Origin of the sequence: Salegentibacter lacus, assembly GCF_020164555.1 — a bacterium.
Classification (GTDB): domain Bacteria; phylum Bacteroidota; class Bacteroidia; order Flavobacteriales; family Flavobacteriaceae; genus Salegentibacter; species Salegentibacter lacus.
Window position 1 is genome coordinate 1 of record NZ_JAIQZB010000034.1, and the last position, 16,707, is coordinate 16,707.

Annotated in this window: 19 protein-coding genes and 1 tRNA gene; 5 read left to right on the forward strand and 15 right to left on the reverse strand. The window is 36.0% G+C overall.

From position 1 onward, the window contains the following. Window positions 1–264 precede the first annotated feature (264 nt). Both LB465_RS17460 and LB465_RS17465 read left to right on the forward strand, forming a co-directional pair. Window positions 265–1,380 (forward strand): ATP-binding protein, encoded by a 1,116-nt coding sequence (locus LB465_RS17460; RefSeq protein ID WP_224471209.1) that lies wholly within the window; start codon window positions 265–267, stop codon window positions 1,378–1,380. Between the two features lie 373 nt (window positions 1,381–1,753). After that, window positions 1,754–2,959 (forward strand): site-specific integrase, encoded by a 1,206-nt coding sequence (locus tag LB465_RS17465; protein WP_224471210.1) that lies wholly within the window; start codon window positions 1,754–1,756, stop codon window positions 2,957–2,959. 198 nt (window positions 2,960–3,157) lie between these two features. On the opposite strand, the gene LB465_RS17470 is transcribed toward LB465_RS17465, so the two are convergent. The 11 genes from LB465_RS17470 to LB465_RS17520 all read right to left on the reverse strand — a co-directional run bounded on the left by LB465_RS17470 (window position 3,158) and on the right by LB465_RS17520 (window position 11,206). Next, window positions 3,158–3,607, reverse strand: coding sequence for a hypothetical protein (locus LB465_RS17470; protein ID WP_224471211.1), 450 nt, complete (start codon window positions 3,605–3,607; stop codon window positions 3,158–3,160). Continuing rightward, complete coding sequence (locus LB465_RS17475) at window positions 3,607–3,984, reverse strand: helix-turn-helix domain-containing protein (RefSeq protein ID WP_224471212.1); 378 nt, start codon at window positions 3,982–3,984, stop codon at window positions 3,607–3,609. The genes LB465_RS17470 and LB465_RS17475 overlap by 1 nt, the downstream gene beginning before the upstream one ends. 2 nt (window positions 3,985–3,986) lie before the next feature. Further along, window positions 3,987–4,511, reverse strand: coding sequence for a hypothetical protein (locus LB465_RS17480; protein WP_224471213.1), 525 nt, complete (start codon window positions 4,509–4,511; stop codon window positions 3,987–3,989). Window positions 4,512–4,855: 344 nt separating this feature from the next. After that, complete coding sequence (locus tag LB465_RS17485; RefSeq protein WP_208223666.1) at window positions 4,856–5,353, reverse strand: nuclear transport factor 2 family protein; 498 nt, start codon at window positions 5,351–5,353, stop codon at window positions 4,856–4,858. Between the two features lie 602 nt (window positions 5,354–5,955). Beyond that, entirely contained in the window at window positions 5,956–6,414 is a 459-nt protein-coding gene (locus tag LB465_RS17490; RefSeq protein WP_224471214.1) for a DUF6730 family protein, read from the reverse strand. A gap of 17 nt (window positions 6,415–6,431) precedes the next feature. After that, window positions 6,432–7,298, reverse strand: a complete 867-nt coding sequence (locus tag LB465_RS17495; RefSeq protein ID WP_224471215.1) for a relaxase/mobilization nuclease domain-containing protein — start codon at window positions 7,296–7,298, stop codon at window positions 6,432–6,434. Then, complete coding sequence (mbpA, locus tag LB465_RS17500; protein ID WP_224471216.1) at window positions 7,295–7,591, reverse strand: mobilization protein MbpA; 297 nt, start codon at window positions 7,589–7,591, stop codon at window positions 7,295–7,297. Before mbpA ends, LB465_RS17495 begins: the two co-directional genes overlap by 4 nt. Before the next feature lie 108 nt (window positions 7,592–7,699). Continuing rightward, window positions 7,700–8,602: a toprim domain-containing protein gene (locus LB465_RS17505; protein WP_224471217.1), complete on the reverse strand. Its 903-nt coding sequence runs from the start codon at window positions 8,600–8,602 to the stop codon at window positions 7,700–7,702. 274 nt (window positions 8,603–8,876) lie between these two features. Beyond that, window positions 8,877–10,082, reverse strand: a complete 1,206-nt coding sequence (locus tag LB465_RS17510; RefSeq protein WP_317198451.1) for a primase-helicase family protein — start codon at window positions 10,080–10,082, stop codon at window positions 8,877–8,879. 34 nt (window positions 10,083–10,116) lie between these two features. After that, entirely contained in the window at window positions 10,117–10,407 is a 291-nt protein-coding gene (locus LB465_RS17515) for a helix-turn-helix transcriptional regulator (RefSeq protein WP_093306600.1), read from the reverse strand. 124 nt (window positions 10,408–10,531) lie between these two features. After that, window positions 10,532–11,206 carry a hypothetical protein gene (locus LB465_RS17520; RefSeq protein ID WP_224471218.1) on the reverse strand — a complete coding sequence of 225 codons (675 nt, stop codon included), beginning with the start codon at window positions 11,204–11,206 and terminating at the stop codon, window positions 10,532–10,534. A gap of 273 nt (window positions 11,207–11,479) precedes the next feature. Between LB465_RS17520 and LB465_RS17525 the strand changes: the two genes are divergently transcribed. Further along, window positions 11,480–12,604, forward strand: a complete 1,125-nt coding sequence (locus LB465_RS17525; RefSeq protein ID WP_224471219.1) for a Fic family protein — start codon at window positions 11,480–11,482, stop codon at window positions 12,602–12,604. Between the two features lie 66 nt (window positions 12,605–12,670). Here the strand turns inward: LB465_RS17525 and LB465_RS17530 are convergent, their stop codons facing one another. The 3 genes from LB465_RS17530 to mce all read right to left on the reverse strand — a co-directional run bounded on the left by LB465_RS17530 (window position 12,671) and on the right by mce (window position 14,315). Next, complete coding sequence (locus tag LB465_RS17530; protein WP_224471220.1) at window positions 12,671–13,510, reverse strand: hypothetical protein; 840 nt, start codon at window positions 13,508–13,510, stop codon at window positions 12,671–12,673. Between the two features lie 204 nt (window positions 13,511–13,714). Beyond that, a tRNA-Ile gene (locus LB465_RS17535) sits at window positions 13,715–13,791 on the reverse strand. A gap of 101 nt (window positions 13,792–13,892) precedes the next feature. After that, window positions 13,893–14,315 (reverse strand): methylmalonyl-CoA epimerase, encoded by a 423-nt coding sequence (gene mce, locus LB465_RS17540; RefSeq protein ID WP_224471221.1) that lies wholly within the window; start codon window positions 14,313–14,315, stop codon window positions 13,893–13,895. Between the two features lie 423 nt (window positions 14,316–14,738). Between mce and rbfA the strand changes: the two genes are divergently transcribed. Next, window positions 14,739–15,134 (forward strand): 30S ribosome-binding factor RbfA, encoded by a 396-nt coding sequence (gene rbfA / locus LB465_RS17545; RefSeq protein ID WP_037318333.1) that lies wholly within the window; start codon window positions 14,739–14,741, stop codon window positions 15,132–15,134. 1 nt (window position 15,135) lies between these two features. Then, window positions 15,136–16,341: an ABC transporter permease gene (locus LB465_RS17550; protein ID WP_224471222.1), complete on the forward strand. Its 1,206-nt coding sequence runs from the start codon at window positions 15,136–15,138 to the stop codon at window positions 16,339–16,341. A 126-nt stretch (window positions 16,342–16,467) separates the two neighbouring features. On the opposite strand, the gene LB465_RS17555 is transcribed toward LB465_RS17550, so the two are convergent. Further along, the coding region (locus LB465_RS17555) for a hypothetical protein (protein WP_224471223.1) at window positions 16,468–16,707 on the reverse strand (240 nt) is incomplete at its 5' end.

The window sequence follows — 16,707 nt, forward strand, 5'->3', positions numbered from 1 at the left end:
TGGGCTGTCCGCTAAAGTTGTTACTTTTGTTCATATATCTGGTTTTGTGGTAAAAACAAGATATAAAATAAGCGGGAAATCCTTTTTAGGAAATCCCGCTTTTAAAAATCTTTATCGGACACTACTGATTAAGAAATTAATTCGAATCTTTTGCAGAATAATTTTTCTCAAATCGCTATATACTATAAGTTTCAGTAGATTATATAATATTTAGGGAACACAATCCCCAAAAAACATTATATTTGGGGAATACAATCCCTGAATATGATTGAGAGAACATTAGAAAAGAAAATTGAAAATCGTTTTGGAACAGGAAAGGCAATTCTTTTAATTGGCCCGAGACAGGTTGGTAAAACTACACTTTTCAATAAAATATTGGAAGGGAAAGAATATCTTTTCTTAAATGGAGATGATCCAACAGTCAGAAAACTCCTTTCTAACCCCAACTTAGAACAACTCAAAAACATAATTGGGAATTATAATATTGTGTTTATAGATGAAGCTCAGCGTATAGATAATATCGGGTTTACTCTCAAGTTGATTACAGATCAATTAAAATCAGTTCAACTTTTGGTCAGTGGTTCATCTGCTTTTGAATTAAATAATCAAACTCAAGAGCCTCTTACTGGAAGAAAATGGGAGTATCAGTTGTATCCTATTTCCTGGGGTGAATTTGAATCAAACGTGGGCTTTCTTAAAGCCGAGCAACAACTAGAGCTAAGAATAATCTACGGAATGTATCCCGATGTGATTAATAATTTTGGGGAAGAAAAGGATATTCTAAAACAACTAACTGATAGTTATTTATATAAAGATATTCTTAGTTATGGCGGAATCCGTAAACCAGAGGTTTTGGAAAAATTATTGAGGGCTCTTGCCTTTCAAATTGGTAGTGAGGTAAGTTATAACGAATTATCTCAGTTGCTGGGTATTGACAAAAAAACCGTAGCAACCTACATTGATCTTCTTTGCCAGGCATTTGTAATATTTAAACTCCCAAGCTTCAGTAAGAATCTACGAAATGAAATAAAAACCAATCAAAAAATATTCTTTTACGATACCGGAGTTAGAAATATGATAATTGGCGATTTAAGTCCAATGGATGATAGACAGGATAAAGGTAATCTCTGGGAAAATTTTTTAATTGCTGAACGTTTAAAATTTCTGGCCTATAATAACTCCTTGGGTAAAGCATATTTCTGGAGGACGGTACAACAGCAAGAAATTGATTATGTTGAAGAAGGTGAGGGAAAGTTGAAAGGTTTTGAAATTAAATGGAATCCGAAAAATAAGGTGAAAATTCCAAAGACTTTCCTAGAAGCTTATGATGCAGAGGTAAATATTATCAATAAAGATAACTTTAGGGAATTTTTGAAATAAAAAGTATTGATCAAAAACTTCTTAATCAAGTTTTTGCAAGTTCTAAAATTTAACTCATAGAATAATTTTTGGCTTTAAATGAGTTGTTTTAATGTTAAAATAAAGTCAAAAAAACTGTATGTGCAAATGAAAAAAGGCTTCACAGGTAAAACCTCGTGAAGCCTTTTTTATCGGTGGTCCCACCTGGGCTCGAACCAGGGACCCCTTGATTATGAGAAGTATAAATTAGCATACTCTTAATTTTCATTTGTTTTCATTTAACTGATTATCAATGTTTTATGAATATTTATTTTTATTTTGGTTTCTTTAAATTACCTTTATTTGTCAATTTGTTGTACCTATGTTGTACCCGTTTTTAATATAAATACCTGATATGTCGTCTATTAAAACAATACTTCGTAAAAAAAAGTTATCTAATGGCAAATATCCAATTTCCCTGAGAGTAACCAAAGATCGTAAATCTAAATTCTTCAGTACTCCATTTGAAGCTAATTTAAATGAGTGGGATTCTAATTTAGGGCGCTTTAATAAGAAACATACTCTACAACTCAAATCAAATAGATTATTAGGGAAAATTGAAGATCGTGCTTTAGAAGTCATTAGTGAATTGGAAATGAACCATGATTTCTATAGCCTGAATGATTTTGAAAGGAAATTTAGAACGCAATCAAATCCTGAAGCTTCAAATATATTCGCGTTTTGGCAAGAGCAAATTGATGAATTTAAAGAAGCAGGGAGAATGAGCAATGCAGCCATTTATCACCACACTAAAAATTCGGTACAAAGATTCGTGAAACAAAAGTCTTTACATTTTTACGAAGTGACCCCTACCTTTTTAGATAAATATGAAGTACACCTTCGCAATAAAGGCGGAACCGGTGGAGGTATTGGGGTTAAAATGCGAGCTATAAGGGCTATTTTCAACGTGGCAATAAAAAGGGGAATAATAGACGAAAAACTTTACCCTTTTAAACATTATAAAATATCCAAACTAAAAGGCAAATCAATTAAAAAAGCCCTTAATATTGAAGAAGTTCATAACCTACAAAATTTAGATTTGAGTGATAAGCCTCATTTAGTCAATAGTAGAAATTATTTTATTTTTAGCTTCTATACCCGGGGAATGAATTTCGCCGATATGATGAGACTCAGATGGGAAAATGTTTCCGGCGACAGAATTCATTACACGCGAGCCAAAACCAAAGGAAACTTCATCATAAAAATTATGCCCCCGGTAAAGGACATACTTGACTATTACCGCAAAAATAAAAGCCCGTACATTTTTCCAATACTCCTTAGGAAAAACCTCACCCCCACTCAATTAAATGACAGAAAAAGAAAAACCCTCAGCAAGTTTAATAAGGATTTAAAGGAATTAGCCAGTCTTGCCGGAATTGATAAACCGGTTACGAGTTATGTCGCCAGGCATAGCTTCGCCAACTGCTTAAAACAAAAAGGTGCGGGAACAGATATCATAAGTGAATCTCTAGGTCATCAGGATATTAAAACCACCAAAGCTTATCTAAAAGAACTGGATACTGCCGTACTGGATGAAGCCAGTGAATTATTGTTGCAGTAAAAATTGTATATAATTCTCGTTCTAATACGATATGAAAGTAAATCTCAGAATGGGTATAATTTAAAATTTACACCACTTTTAACCTATATTCAGGGATTGTATTCCCCAAATATTATATTTTAATCCCTGTAACTATAGGTTTAGAAAAAATTAATCTTGGGAAAAGTGTAGTTCTTATAATTATTTTCAGAACTATTATTATTCACCTTTACTCTTAGTACCTAACATTTTTATTGGTGAAATTACTGGAAGTATCACACCCTGAAAGTTTGTATTGGCCAAACGCTCATAAAGCATTCCTCTAGCCGTGGAGAAACTAATACCTAATAAGGTAGCGATTAAATTTCCAGAAAAGCGTGGAGTATTATCCTCATTAATATCATAGAAATTTTTCAAATTTTGTATTTTAAAATGAAAATCTGTTTCAAAGTCCAACTGATTACCGCCTTCTTTTTTTTGCTGATCAGATAAATTTATTAATAGTTTTATTCTAATCCTTTCATCTTTTAAGTTATGAGCAGTTTTATGGGCTACATCAATATCGTATGATGGTTTCTGAGGTTTTTTCCCTTCTTTGATCTTACTATTTAAAATCTCTATATGGAAAAGCTCAATTTCCTCCGGAATTATAGGAGAGTTATTACTCATTATATTGCTTCTTGGTATTCTGAGGTTTCTTCATAATCATTGATATCTTCTTCCAAACCATCACCCTTTACAGATCCTAAATACACATATTTGTATTCTGTTACCGGTTCAATGCTTATTAGATCTACACCTAAAGCAACCTCCATTTTGGTAATACTTTTTAATGTAAGATTATGCAACCCCGTTAACCACTTAGACACTTCGGAGGGTTTTTTACCTAGCATTTCAGCAAATTCTTTTTGCTTAATACCTCTTTGGTCTAAAATAGCTTGAACTTTATTAGAAATTGCAAGATTACGCTCTGTCAACTTTTCTATTTCTGGATCGCCGTTCTCTTCTAACCAGTTATCAATAATATTATTCTTAGGAAAACTCATAATCAAAGCTCTAGTTTAAAGTCTTGTTCAAATTCAATTTGTGTGAAGTCTTCAATCCAACGGATTTCTTTCTCTTCTAATGCTGCTTGTATTGCGGCAGTTAATTTATTTGCCAAATCGAAGTGGGGTGATACATTTGGGCAATCTTGAGCATAACGGGAGGTTTTGAGGGCTCCATTAAATAAAAATACAACATTTTCATTAAGCCTGAAGGTGTACAACCTAAGCATATTATTGGCCTTCTTTCCTTTTTCAATGTATGCCGGTTCTCGTCTAACTCCTTTAGGGGGTAATGCAGAAGTATCTGCAATTGCTGCTTCAGATCTAAAATGATGGGGTTGTGCACCATATTTAATTCCTATAATTTTAATCCAAGAAAGGATATGATTAAGCTTACTCTTGTTTGATTCCGTTTGAACTGCTACAAAATCTTCAAATAGAGATACACTATTATCATTGAGCACAAGAGAATAATAACTTACCTTACTGTACCTTGCTATAGGTTTTATATGTGCAAATATATTCACTTATAAGTTAATTTTAAAACTTTTATTCACTTTTAAGTTAATTTTAATTCTTGCCAAAAGTAATGTTTATTACTTTCTCACGATAGAATTAATTTTAATCGAACCGTTAAACTAATATATAAACCAAAATTCTAAGAAGTTTATTTTTCTAATTCATCCTTTTAAGTCCTAAGCCTCAATCGGCCAATCCTTATATTGCCCTTCTGCCTGTTCAATTACTTCTTTTAGTAAATTATCGAATTCAGAAAATGGCACTTTTCCTCGCAACTCTTTTTTAACTGCCAGGCGTATGGCGGTACGGCGTCTTTTTTTGGTCCAGTCGAGTTAGAATAATCTGAGAAAATTTAGGTGGCATCCTCTTCCAGAGATTGCATTTTTTGAAGGTAGCGAGAGAGCATCTTACTGGATTCCTGCTGAACCTTAAGTTTCATCGATTTGGTCCATCCTAACAAAAAACCTTTAAAGCCAAGAGCCTGCCGGGACCATTGCCAAAGGTCAAAATGATCTGTATGTTGCAAGATCTTCCCGTTTTGAATGTAAAAGGTTCCTATCCCATTATTTGTCACCTTGCGTTTTTGCGGTCCGAAATAATAACTGGCGCTCCATTTGGCACTTGCGTTATGATCATTGGCCTGTATATCGCTAAACCTTACCTTTAGATCACCACTGCTTTTTTCCAGAAGCATATACCACATGGCTCTCACCCGGTCTCCCTTTATATGTCCAAAAGCAGGATCATAAAAGACTATGTTTTTATGGTAACAGGCGTTCATAGCTTTTGGATCTCCGTTTTGGAAGGCCCGGTAAAAATCAATAATAAGCTTTTCATTTGGATGCTGCATAGCCTAAAGATACTTTAAAAGTGCTGAATATAAGATGGACATAATTTTGTACAAGAGATTGGCCCATAGTAGTTGGTGTATTAATATTACGCCCTTTCAGGGCTCCACCCATCGTTCAAATATATAAAAAATAAGCCCTGAAAGGGCGTTATACATTTAGCATTCCGTATAGCAGGATGCTGAAGGGGCGCAATATCTTCACTAGGCCTCCATCGGCCAGTCCTTATACTGCCCCTCTGCCTGTTCGATCACTTCCTTTAGTACCGGGGCTAATAATTTGAATACAACTGGCAGTAATTTAGGGCCCCACATCTACCATAATCTGCGCTGGATCCTATGCTGTTTTTATAGTGTACGGGAAGTTAAGCGTAAAGCAAAAACAGCAGAGGGCGCTACCTACTCTTTTGTTCAAAACCAGTAAATTTCAACCTGTTTTCAGGCTTTCCCAGGCCATTTACTGGTAATCTGCTCGCTTTTGACCACTCATTTAAAAAATTGCTTTTATTTTTTACTAAAATTTTGCCGCAAATTTCCACGGTTTTACTGAGGGTTTCAGGGCATTTGCCGCAATTTTACTAATTTTTTCAAAGGGGTATTTGTCATTACAAATCCTGGTATCCAGCCTCTATCCACTCACAGTATGCCTGGTGGATTTCGGGATATGCTGCAAAATAATCCTCATAGGACTTATTCTGTGATTCCATAATCGTTCGGTAAACTTCAAAGTTTTCCTGCTGGGTATTATTATTGGAATATCCAAAGTACCCCACCAAGCCCAGGGCCAGAATTCCGAGTATTCCAAAAAGGATCAATAGATAATTGGGTATGATCGTGGCGTGTTTTAACTTCCGGTCTATTTCCTTTAGAATCTCATCTGTTCTTTCTTTTTCTGCTTCCTGCTTTTTAAGGAATATGCTTAGGTGCTTCTCCAAAGCTTCTGTACTAATAGGGATGCTCATTTCAGCCAGTTGCCTCGAAAGCTTTTGAAGTTCCAGCACAGCAGTTTTAAAATCAGCCATCTCATCGGCCATCAGTTCCATAATTTCATCAAGTTTTTTCATCGCTTCACATTTAAAATTTATATCCCTATTCCGGTATCCCTTACTATTTTTACGGCTCCTTTTATAAGCTCTTTGGCTATTTTGGTGGACAGGTTGCTGCTTAGCTGCACCGTTTTGTTTAAGACCTGAAGCTCTTTTGGAGCTTGCGTTAGCCTTTTAAAACTCTGGTTTTGCGAGATCGTTGGGATTAACCTATTGCCGCTCATCGACCGGTGGACTTCACTGGCCTTTAGGTTTACTCCTTTGTATTCCACCCGGAAGCCCTGCAGTTGATTCGCTTTATTGATAGTGGGGATCACTTCCACCTTCTGTGCTTTCATTTTGTTTATATATTCATCCAGGGATTTTGGTCTCGACTGAAGTACGCGGTCATGTATATTTTTGATTTCCTGTCGCAGACCCTTTAACTCATTAAGTCTTTCCTGCTGTACTTCCCGAACTCTTTTAAACCCTAATTCTTTTGCGACGTTATCAGCTGCGATCTGGCTTCGTTTTCCGATAAAGCTGTCATTATAGACTTTACCGTCAAACCCAATCCTGTTGGTATAGATATGAACGTGGGTATGCGCTTTATCCCGATGTACAAAACCAATGGATTGATTGTTTTGCAGATTCATCTCCTTCAAAAACCTTTTAGCGAGATCTTCCAGTTCATTTTTGCTTAAATCCTTCCCGTCTTCAATGGTGGGGCTTACAATAAAACTTAAGGTGTTATTAATGCAGCGTTCATTTTGCGACTGGATAATCCTAAACTCTTCGGCGATCTCCGCGGGGGTTTCTCCGGCCAAATGTTCTCTGAGCACAACTTCAGCTTCTTTCTCCTGGTTCCAGCCATAGGATATCGATACCCTGGTGCCGGAAATGGCGTGTCCTTTCCCGATCATTTTTTAAAGTTTTTTAAGTGCATTCTGATCTCCCTCGCAAGATCTTCCACTTCCTTAGCCAGCTTTGGATCCCGTTTTCTAAACATATTCCCGATACGGGTAAAGTTGTTTTTGTACTGTACCAACATCTGGTAAGTTTCCACTTGTTCCGGGGTGATCCGTTCTACAATATTTTTATCAAAGGCGGTAGCTCGTATGTATTCTGAAAGGGAAATTCCTGCCCTGGCAGCTCTTCTTTGGAGCAGCTTCTTCTCGTAGATAGAGCATCGAACCTGGATGTATTCCCTTTTCATTTTTTCTTTTTTAAACTTTGCAACCATCGGGCGCAAAGCAAGATTGTCATTACAATGACACATCTTGCTTTTCCCTTTCAACTGAAATTTCCGATAGGCATTTACTACTTACCCACTTAGCTTTCTTTTTACATTTTCTCCTTTTTTCCAACTTCCTTCATTGATCAATTTTTCATTGAGATCTATAAAGCCAGAATAGAAATCGCTACAATCGGTCATATTATCGAACTGGTTTAAAAGCGAAGCAGTTGCTTTTTTTCCAGTGGGATCATTATCCAGGAAGAGTAAAATCCGCTTATATTTTGGAATCAAAGTTTCGATCCGCTTTATAAAAGCCAGGGAATTTAAAATGATGGAGTCTGAGTTTTGTACTAAATTTTCATCGAGGGTTGCCAGGGAAAGGAAGTCAAACATCCCTTCCGTGATGAGTAGCTGTTTGGAATCATTTTCAAACAGGGAAAAAGTTTTAGGACTACTGGAATTTTTAAAATATTTATTTCGAAGTTCCCAGCCTCCTAGATGATTTTGAACTCCAATGGCAAAAAACCGTTTCCCTTTACAGTGATACCAAATCTGTTTGCAGTAATTATTGCCAACCTCCAGAGGTATATTACGGGATTTTAGATAATCAATTAATCCCTGCAGGTAGATAGCTTCAACATCCAGGATTCGAATTTCTGTTCGTCTCAACCGCCCTTCAGTTTTTAGAGGGCTGAAAGAAAAAGTTGCCATATCGTTCATTAAGTATTCCAGCGCTTCTTTTACGGTGCAGGATTCCATTGTCATAATAAGGTCTATGATGGAACCACCTTTTCCTATTCCGAAGTCATACCATAGGTTTTTATGTAAAGAGACGCTAAAAGAGGCTTGCGTTTCTGACCGCAGGGGACTCAGAAACCAAGCTTCTTTTTCCGATATCCTGCTGGGAAAGTGCCCTAATTTTGCAAGCGTTTTTACGATGCAAATATTACGGGCTTTTTCCCAGCTTTTTGATGTTTCTATGTTTTCCATTTTTTTGCTGTTTTCGTTTCAAATTCCATCAAATCCATTCAAATTTCAGCATCGTTCTATTTTTGATGACAAAGTGATGACAAAACGATGCGGGGCAAAACCATTGCTATCACTGGGCTATTTTACTATCTGTCATCATTCATCAAAAAAAGAATAAATAATAAAAGTATATTCCTAGAGGGTTTGTTTACTGTTCTCACTAAATTCAGGGCTAATCACTCCTAAAGCCTCTGAATTAGCAGCTTTTCAGTGTCATCAATTACGCATCAAATCATCACTTTATATCTTCCCTGAAGTGCTGTATTAAGAATGATTTTTTAACCGTGTAATAGCGTCCCTTACCATCGATAAGTCCGAGGCCACCCTCCTGCCACATATATAGCTTTCGATATTTCAAGGAATTATCCTGGTTATTTAATTTCCAGTCCTTCTTTAATATCTGCCGTAGTTGGGTTAAATCGGTTTTAACCCGGGTTCTATTTAAAATCTGCAAGACATCCAGGGGACAAATAGCTACTTCCTCAAGATCAAAAGTTTCCATAGCATCCAGCATCATGTTTGCTAATTCTTTTTCCACCCGGTTCCGGTTGTTTTGCATCAGGTTCTCCAGTGCATTGGTTCTTATCTGCTCTGGAGCAAACCACATTCTGGTTTTATGAGTTGTAGCTAATTCCCGCTGCTGCAGGTAATATAAAAAAGCGGGGATTTCTGCCTTCAGATGGTCTAAAAAATGAGTTTCTTCCTTTTGTAGGGATGGAACTTTCAAAACCCAAAAGCGGGTTTCTTCGCTATCGATCTTAATGAAGTTATCTTCATTATTACTACAGAGGATAAACTTTCCGAAAAACTCAACTTCCCGCTTATCTTTACCTTTAGCCTCCAGTTTATTAAAATCGGTAGTACTGAGGTATTTAATTCGTTCGGTGAGTTCCTCCCTATTAAATAAAACCTCGTCAATACAGATAAGGAGTTTATGCGTCCAATCAGTATTAAACTGACTGCTGAAACTATCATTGGTGAGATAAGTCAGGTTATTTTCGAAGATAGCTTTGAGCCATTTAAGAAAAGTAGTTTTTCCAGTCACCCGTTCTTTAGAAACCAGGCATAGTATGGGTAACATCTGAATGGGCTTTGTATACAAGAGTTGCAAATAATCAAGGCCTAATTCGAATTGGTTGCCGAAAATGTGCTTAACGAACAGCAGTGAATAATCTACTTTACCGCTACTGGGCAAAGTAGATAAGGGAGCGTAAGTATTATAAAAACCGTGATGTACCTGTTTAAAATCCAGGTGGCTCGGGATACAGGTAAAGCCTTCATATTTTTTAATACTTCCAACAAAGCCTTTACCGTGGTCCTGTCGTAAGGTCTCGATATTCCAGGGAATCAAAACTTCGTTGAAGTTCCCGGCAATTGTGGGCATTACTACTATTTTATAGTAACTCGTACCCACACGGATATAAGATGAATTTTTCATCATAATGTTTTTTTAAGGTTGAGTAAATAGCAAGTGATTACTTGCGGTTCTTCAATAGGTTCTTGTTGAACTGATCCTCCAGGTAGGCATCGGATAGGTCCGGTTCTCCCAGGAGCCAGGCATCGATTTTTTCCTTGTCGAAAAACTTCTGACGGATGTTCGGATTATTCCCCATTGGGATAAGCTTTAAATGGGTAAGCTTATAGATCTTACTTTTGGAGAGACCCGTATATTGTGCCAGGTCTTCCACGTTCATTACTTTCTTGGTGTGGGAAAGAAGCACTTTAATATCCTCCAATAAACCCACTACTTGTTCCTGCTCATTCATAACTATATGGTTAAAATTAGAAATGAGTAAAAGGCCTTTTACGATTTTGTACAGGACAAACTTAAGAAAGCAAATACCTGTAAATCAATAGAGTAATTCAAATAAGAAGGGAATTATGCTATAATTATTCTTTAGCTAGCATCTGCCGGATGAATTTGCGCTGGTTTCGGGAATTTATTTTTTCCTGGTCGTTTTTCCAGGCGGAAAAACTGGTTTTTAAAGTGTTTTCTTTAAGCGGTTCATTGTTCATCAAAAAGGAATTCATCAGCAATTGGAAAAAGTCACGTTTCCGTTCTCCGGAAAAATCCTGGATGCCCCCAACTAACAATTCATCGAATAATACAAAAAGGATTCGGTGGTTCGCGGAGTCCCCACTTTTATTCCCAACGGTAAAATTGATCTTCTCCTGAACCTTTCGGCCTTTAAGCAATCTAAAGAACTGCTCTTTAGCGTCTTTATTGAGATTGATGTATTCAAACCTTATCCGGTATTTATCAATGGGTTCCACCTTAAAATTATGCCGGTCGCTCTCCAGGTGTTTATCTGATTCATAGAATATGGCAAGCCAGACCAAAACTACCGCCAGTATTATAAGAAGAATTAAAAAATAGACATACCCTTCTATGATGGTTCTGATTCCGAAAAATAAACTGAAGCTAGTAACAAAAAGAATAAAAAAACCAAGGATGAAAAGAATCACGTTGGTGACATTTCCCTCTATTTTATCCTCAATGAATTCATTTATTCCAGACCTTAACCTAGCCAGTGCTTTTCCTGATTCAAGAATAAATTTCTCCATAAGTAATAACGCTTCAGGCTATTAAATATAGCTAAAAGAAAAATAATAGATTCATCCATCTAACTCTTCTAACATTTTTCACAAAAATCTTAATAAAGGAAAAGATAAGTATATATGAGGGTAAGTGTGATTGATGAAATATAAAGGCAGTATCTGCAATTACAATTTCGTTATTGTAAAAAAACACGCTTTTTTACAATAGCGTATATCTTATTGCAAAAAAAATGCATATTTTGCAATAGTGTTTTTCAAATTGTAATTATTATCTTTTTTATGCAAAATTTCAAATCGGGCAAGTATATAAATCAAGGACATTATAAAAGCTTTCAACCTAATCCTATAAATAAAGAATGGTTACTTGAAGATATGGAAATTCTAAGTTTGTTATCTAAGGCGGATAGGCAATTAGGCAGACTTGATATGTATAGCGAACATATTCCCGACATAGATCTTTTTATTAGCATGCACGTACTGAAAGAAGCTACACAAAGTAGTAAAATAGAAGGTACACAAACTAATATGGAAGAAGCTTTACTAGACAAAGAAGACGTAAGTAATGAGAAGAGAGATGACTGGGAAGAAGTACAAAACTATATTTCCGCTATGAGTAGAGCTATTGATATGTTGAATGAAATTCCCTTTTCTAGTAGGCTTATTAAAGAGACTCACAAAGTTTTATTACAAGGAGTAAGGGGTGAACATAAACAACCTGGTGAATTTAGAAAAAGTCAAAATTGGATCGGAGGAGCTTCAATTAATGATGCTACTTTTATTCCTCCAGTTCACACAACAGTGGGGGGACTAATGAGTGATTTAGAAAAGTTTACGCACAATCAAGACCTATTTTTTCCAGACCTTTTAAAAATAGGAATTATTCATTATCAGTTTGAAACAATTCACCCTTTTTTAGATGGAAATGGTCGAGTAGGGAGATTATTAATAACCCTTTATTTAGTTGATAAGGAAATCCTTAAAAAGCCTATTTTATATTTATCAGACTTTTTTGAAAGAAATAAAAATTTATACTACGATAATTTAATGCGCGTAAGGTCTAATAATGATCTAAAACAATGGCTTAAATTTTTTTTAGTAGGAATTATTGAAACAGCGAAAAAGGGTGTTGATACTTTTGACGAAATACTAAAATTAAAACAACAATCCGAATTAAATATTCAAACCCTTGGATCTAGAGCAAATAATGCTCAAAAAATCTTACAGTATCTATTAACAAGACCTGTGATTGATCCTAAAAAAGTTGAAGAGGTTGCAGGTGTATCCAATAGAACAGCTTACAATTTAATAAGTGATTTAGAAGAGCTAGAAATTTTAACCGAAGTTACTGGAAGTAAAAGGGGAAAGATTTATGCTTTCAAGAAATATTTAGCCCTTTTTAGCTAAAATAAATTTGAAAAAGGGCCTATCCCAGGAACTGTGTAAGTAGAAAATATCAATTTAATGCGAAAACTAATGCTGAAAAGGATCTCCATCCTTCTTAGTATATTGAATATAAAATGCATCGGGCGAAGATTTCTTGAAGTACTTCACTTCACTGCTTCCCTTATCCCCACAGAATTCTTCTCTTTCAGTGTCAACAAATTCCTTTTCGGGGTAGTTGGTAATGGCTGAAACATAAAATTGATTTTCAATTTGCCGTAGGGTCTCTTCTTCTCCTACAGAATAAGCTAATAGATTACCAATAACAAAAGGACTATTGGCTTCTGAATAGTTCTTAGTATTTATCTGTCTTTTATTTGGATATTTATAAAGATCACAATCTCTAAAAAGTTGGTTGTTTATTTGAAACTCATTAAAAATCTTGGCAGTTCCTGCGGGAATAGTAACTACTTCCTTTTCACGGTAACTTACACCAGCACCTGACGAAATTGCCACTGCGGACTCATCCTCTAAAGTTTTGCTATTAGTTTGCCAAATATTAAAAATATTCATCCCGCTTAGAGAAGTTTTATTGCTTGATCGATTTACCCGCGAGGCAGCAGTTCCCTTCGAGCTCATAAAAACGCGATCCTGGAAATAATCATAGGCAATGCCATTTAAAATAAAATAACTTTCTTCAAGGTGGAGATGTAAATCCTCTTCAGTTTTATTTTCAATCATAAAATCAGCTGATCCGCCATCATTCCATAAATCATAGCTAATACGGCAATTGTCATCTTCATAAATTAAACCATTACTAGTATTCTTAATATTCTCTCCTGCTTCAGTCTTATAAACCTGATAGTATGTGCTACTGCAAGAAGTCAAAACAAACACCAGGGTAAGAATGTAAAGTAATTTTAATTTCATAAATGAGGTTTTAAAAATTTTAAACAAAGCTAAGGTCTTAATGAGAGGTCTCAATGTGGGTTTCCGTAAAGTGTAGAAAAAATTAAATCAATTTGCTGGAATATTAGAAATCTGTAGTTCGAAAAATAATTTCAAAATGTTGTACATATGTTGTACCCAAGAAGAAACAAAAAAGCCCTACATCTCTGTAAGGCTTGATTTTACTGGTGGTCCCACCTGGGCTCGAACCAGGGACCCCTTGATTATGAGTCAAGTGCTCTAACCAGCTGAGCTATAGGACCAATTCAAGTATTTCAACAATACCCGAATTTTAGGAGTGCAATATTAGTATATATTTTCAATCTCTGCAAGACTAAACGTAATTTTCCTTAGTCGCTACTTCCTATGATTCCGTATTATTGGCACTCGGGGCTTCCTGGCACAATTCCACCAACACTCCGTTAGCACTTTTTGGGTGCATAAAAGCCACCAGCTTATTATCGGCACCGGTTTTAGGCTCGATATTGATCAATCTAAAACCTTCATTTTCAAGTCGGGAGATTTCAGCTTTAATATCGTCTACCGCAAAAGCCAGGTGATGGATTCCTTCACCGCGCTTTTCAATAAACTTTGCGATAGGACTTTCTGGATTTGTAGCCGCCAGTAATTCAATTTTACTATCGCCAATTTTAAAAAAAGAAGTGTTCACGCCTTCACTTTCCACCGTTTCAGTTTTATAATGTTCACTACCTAAAACCGCGTTATAAGTAGCATTGGCCGCTTCAAGATCTTTTACCGCAATTCCAATATGTTCAATTTTCTTCATTTTTCATTTTTTAAGTAGATACAGCAAGTTAAACTTCTAATTTCATATATTCAAAATCGGTTAACTTCTATCAATTTAAAAAGAAAACCTAACACCTTTACTCCAATAGCTTCGGTAATATTCAGGTTGCTTTTTGAATAAGTTCAGTTTGGCCCATCGAAAATTTATCATAAAATTTGAAGCGAAGTTTCCGTAAAATTTTAGGCTGTTTGAGCCAACCTAAATTTTCACGCAAGCAGCATCTTTATTGGCGAGTTCCTAAAATTTAGGGAACGAGCATAAAATTTAGATAAAGATTCGTAAGCCTAGATTTTTTTGGTTCATTTTTTCATCAATGGAAAAAATAAACAATCTAAAATAAGACCTGTACGCATAGTTTTTTACATTTAGGAGTATACCAATTTATTATAGTATTTTTGCCTTATGGAAGAGACAAACAGACAAAAGAAAATAGGAGGAGTTTTGCAACGCGATCTAGCCGATATCCTGCAAAAAAACCTTAAAGATGCCGGGAGAACAGGAGTGATTATTTCTGTCTCTAAAGTAAAAGTAACTACAGACCTTTCTATCGCGAAGGCTTATATCAGTATTTTTCCGCAAAAACACGCGCAGGAAGTTATAGAGGAAATAAACCTTGGGAAATCTAAAATAAAGCACGAAATGGCACAGCGCACTAAAAACCAGTTGCGAAAAATGCCGGAAATCAATTATTACCTGGACGACTCTCTTGATTATATAGAAGGTATAGAAAAATCTATTAAAGGAGAAGAAAATCCAATAACCGATCCCGACTTGCTGGAGCGCCGGAAAAAATCTTAATTTGAAATTCCCCTTCTACATCGCCAGTCGCTATCTTTTTAGCAAAAGCAGCAATAATGCCATTAATATTATTACCATTATTGCGGCCATTGGCGTTTTTGCAGGTGCTTTTTCTTTATTTATAGTACTCTCAGGTTTCGCAGGGCTTAAGGATTTTAGCCTTTCTTTTTCCAATAAATTTGATCCCGATTTAAAAATATTGCCGTCAAGTGGAAAAACTTTTCAGTTTCCTGAAGACAAAGCCGGAAAACTAGCTGAAATTAAAGGAATTGCCGGGTTTAGTAAAATCATTGAAGAGCGCATTTTTCTCGATTACCGCAATAAAAACCATACTGCGTTTATAAAAGGGGTAGATAATAATTACCGGCAGGTTACTCAAATAGATAGTGCGGTTTCCGGCTCCTGGTTAACCAATAGTGAAGCCCAGGTAGTGGTGGGAAACACAATTTCCCGAAAACTTGGTCTTAGTATTTTTAACTATCAAAATTTACTGAACGTGATGGTACCGCGTCCAGGAAAAGGGCAAATTACCGGCCTAAATCCCGGACAGGCTTTTAATCAGGAAAAGGTAATCGTGAGCGGAATCTACAGCGTAAACGAAGAACTGGACGATAAATATGTTTTCTCTAATCTGAATTTCGCCCGGAATCTTTTGGAATTAGATGAAAATACATTTTCTGCTGTAGAAATTAAAACAACTCCAAATGCCGATGACGAAGTTGTCACCGCTGAAATAACAGAACTTTTTGGTGATGAAATTATTATAAAAAACCGGGCACAACTTAACGAGACGCTTTATAAAATGCTTAATACCGAAAACCTTGCGGTCTACCTGATTTTCACTCTGGTTTTGATTATCGCGCTATTTAACGTTGCCGGTTCTATCATTATGGTAATCCTGGATAAACGGGAAAACATAAAAACTTTATTTAATCTTGGCGCATCAGAAAGCCAGATCAAAAAAATATTTTTTACCCAGGGAATACTTATGACGATTATTGGCGGTGCAATAGGATTGTCGTCTGCGATTTTGCTGGTTTACCTGCAACTACAATTTGACCTGGTAATGATCACCCCAAGCCTGCCATATCCCGTGGCTATTACTTTTGAAAATATACTGATCGTGATCTTAACCATAGGAATCCTGGGCCTTATCGCTTCTTTTATAGCTGCAGGAAGTAGTAGAAAAGCTTTAAAAGCGGTGTAATATTTTCCTGCCGCGTATTCACGAATATTCGTCATCCTAAACTTGGTTCAGGATCTAAGATATTGATATTCATAATATGTTAGAAGCTGAACCAAGTTCAGCTTGACGAAAAAATTAAAAGCTCCCCTACTTTTTAAGGAGGGGAATGAATTCAGCGTAGCTGAAGAAAGGGGTGGTTAATATCAGTGAAAAATACTCAAAAAAACCCCTCCGGTCTGCGACCAACTCCCCTTGAAAATAAGCTACCGTGTGTACACATCTTTTGCCAGTTCTAACCCTTCCATAATATAGTTGAACCTTTCCATTCCTCTTTTTAGAACGATTACTCCAGGTGGACCTTGAGATTGATACCCTTTCCATCCACCA

Coding starts and splice junctions, on each gene's coding strand:
- LB465_RS17460 (WP_224471209.1), top strand. CDS start 265: ATGATTGAGAGAACATTAGAAAAGAAAATTGAAAATCGTTTTGGAACA.
- LB465_RS17465 (WP_224471210.1), top strand. CDS start 1,754: ATGTCGTCTATTAAAACAATACTTCGTAAAAAAAAGTTATCTAATGGC.
- LB465_RS17470 (WP_224471211.1), bottom strand. CDS start 3,607: ATGAGTAATAACTCTCCTATAATTCCGGAGGAAATTGAGCTTTTCCAT.
- LB465_RS17475 (WP_224471212.1), bottom strand. CDS start 3,984: ATGAGTTTTCCTAAGAATAATATTATTGATAACTGGTTAGAAGAGAAC.
- LB465_RS17485 (WP_208223666.1), bottom strand. CDS start 5,353: ATGCAGCATCCAAATGAAAAGCTTATTATTGATTTTTACCGGGCCTTC.
- LB465_RS17490 (WP_224471214.1), bottom strand. CDS start 6,414: ATGAAAAAACTTGATGAAATTATGGAACTGATGGCCGATGAGATGGCT.
- LB465_RS17495 (WP_224471215.1), bottom strand. CDS start 7,298: ATGATCGGGAAAGGACACGCCATTTCCGGCACCAGGGTATCGATATCC.
- mbpA (WP_224471216.1), bottom strand. CDS start 7,591: ATGAAAAGGGAATACATCCAGGTTCGATGCTCTATCTACGAGAAGAAG.
- LB465_RS17505 (WP_224471217.1), bottom strand. CDS start 8,602: ATGGAAAACATAGAAACATCAAAAAGCTGGGAAAAAGCCCGTAATATT.
- LB465_RS17510 (WP_317198451.1), bottom strand. CDS start 10,082: ATGATGAAAAATTCATCTTATATCCGTGTGGGTACGAGTTACTATAAA.
- LB465_RS17515 (WP_093306600.1), bottom strand. CDS start 10,407: ATGAATGAGCAGGAACAAGTAGTGGGTTTATTGGAGGATATTAAAGTG.
- LB465_RS17520 (WP_224471218.1), bottom strand. CDS start 11,206: ATGGAGAAATTTATTCTTGAATCAGGAAAAGCACTGGCTAGGTTAAGG.
- LB465_RS17525 (WP_224471219.1), top strand. CDS start 11,480: ATGCAAAATTTCAAATCGGGCAAGTATATAAATCAAGGACATTATAAA.
- LB465_RS17530 (WP_224471220.1), bottom strand. CDS start 13,510: ATGAAATTAAAATTACTTTACATTCTTACCCTGGTGTTTGTTTTGACT.
- mce (WP_224471221.1), bottom strand. CDS start 14,315: ATGAAGAAAATTGAACATATTGGAATTGCGGTAAAAGATCTTGAAGCG.
- rbfA (WP_037318333.1), top strand. CDS start 14,739: ATGGAAGAGACAAACAGACAAAAGAAAATAGGAGGAGTTTTGCAACGC.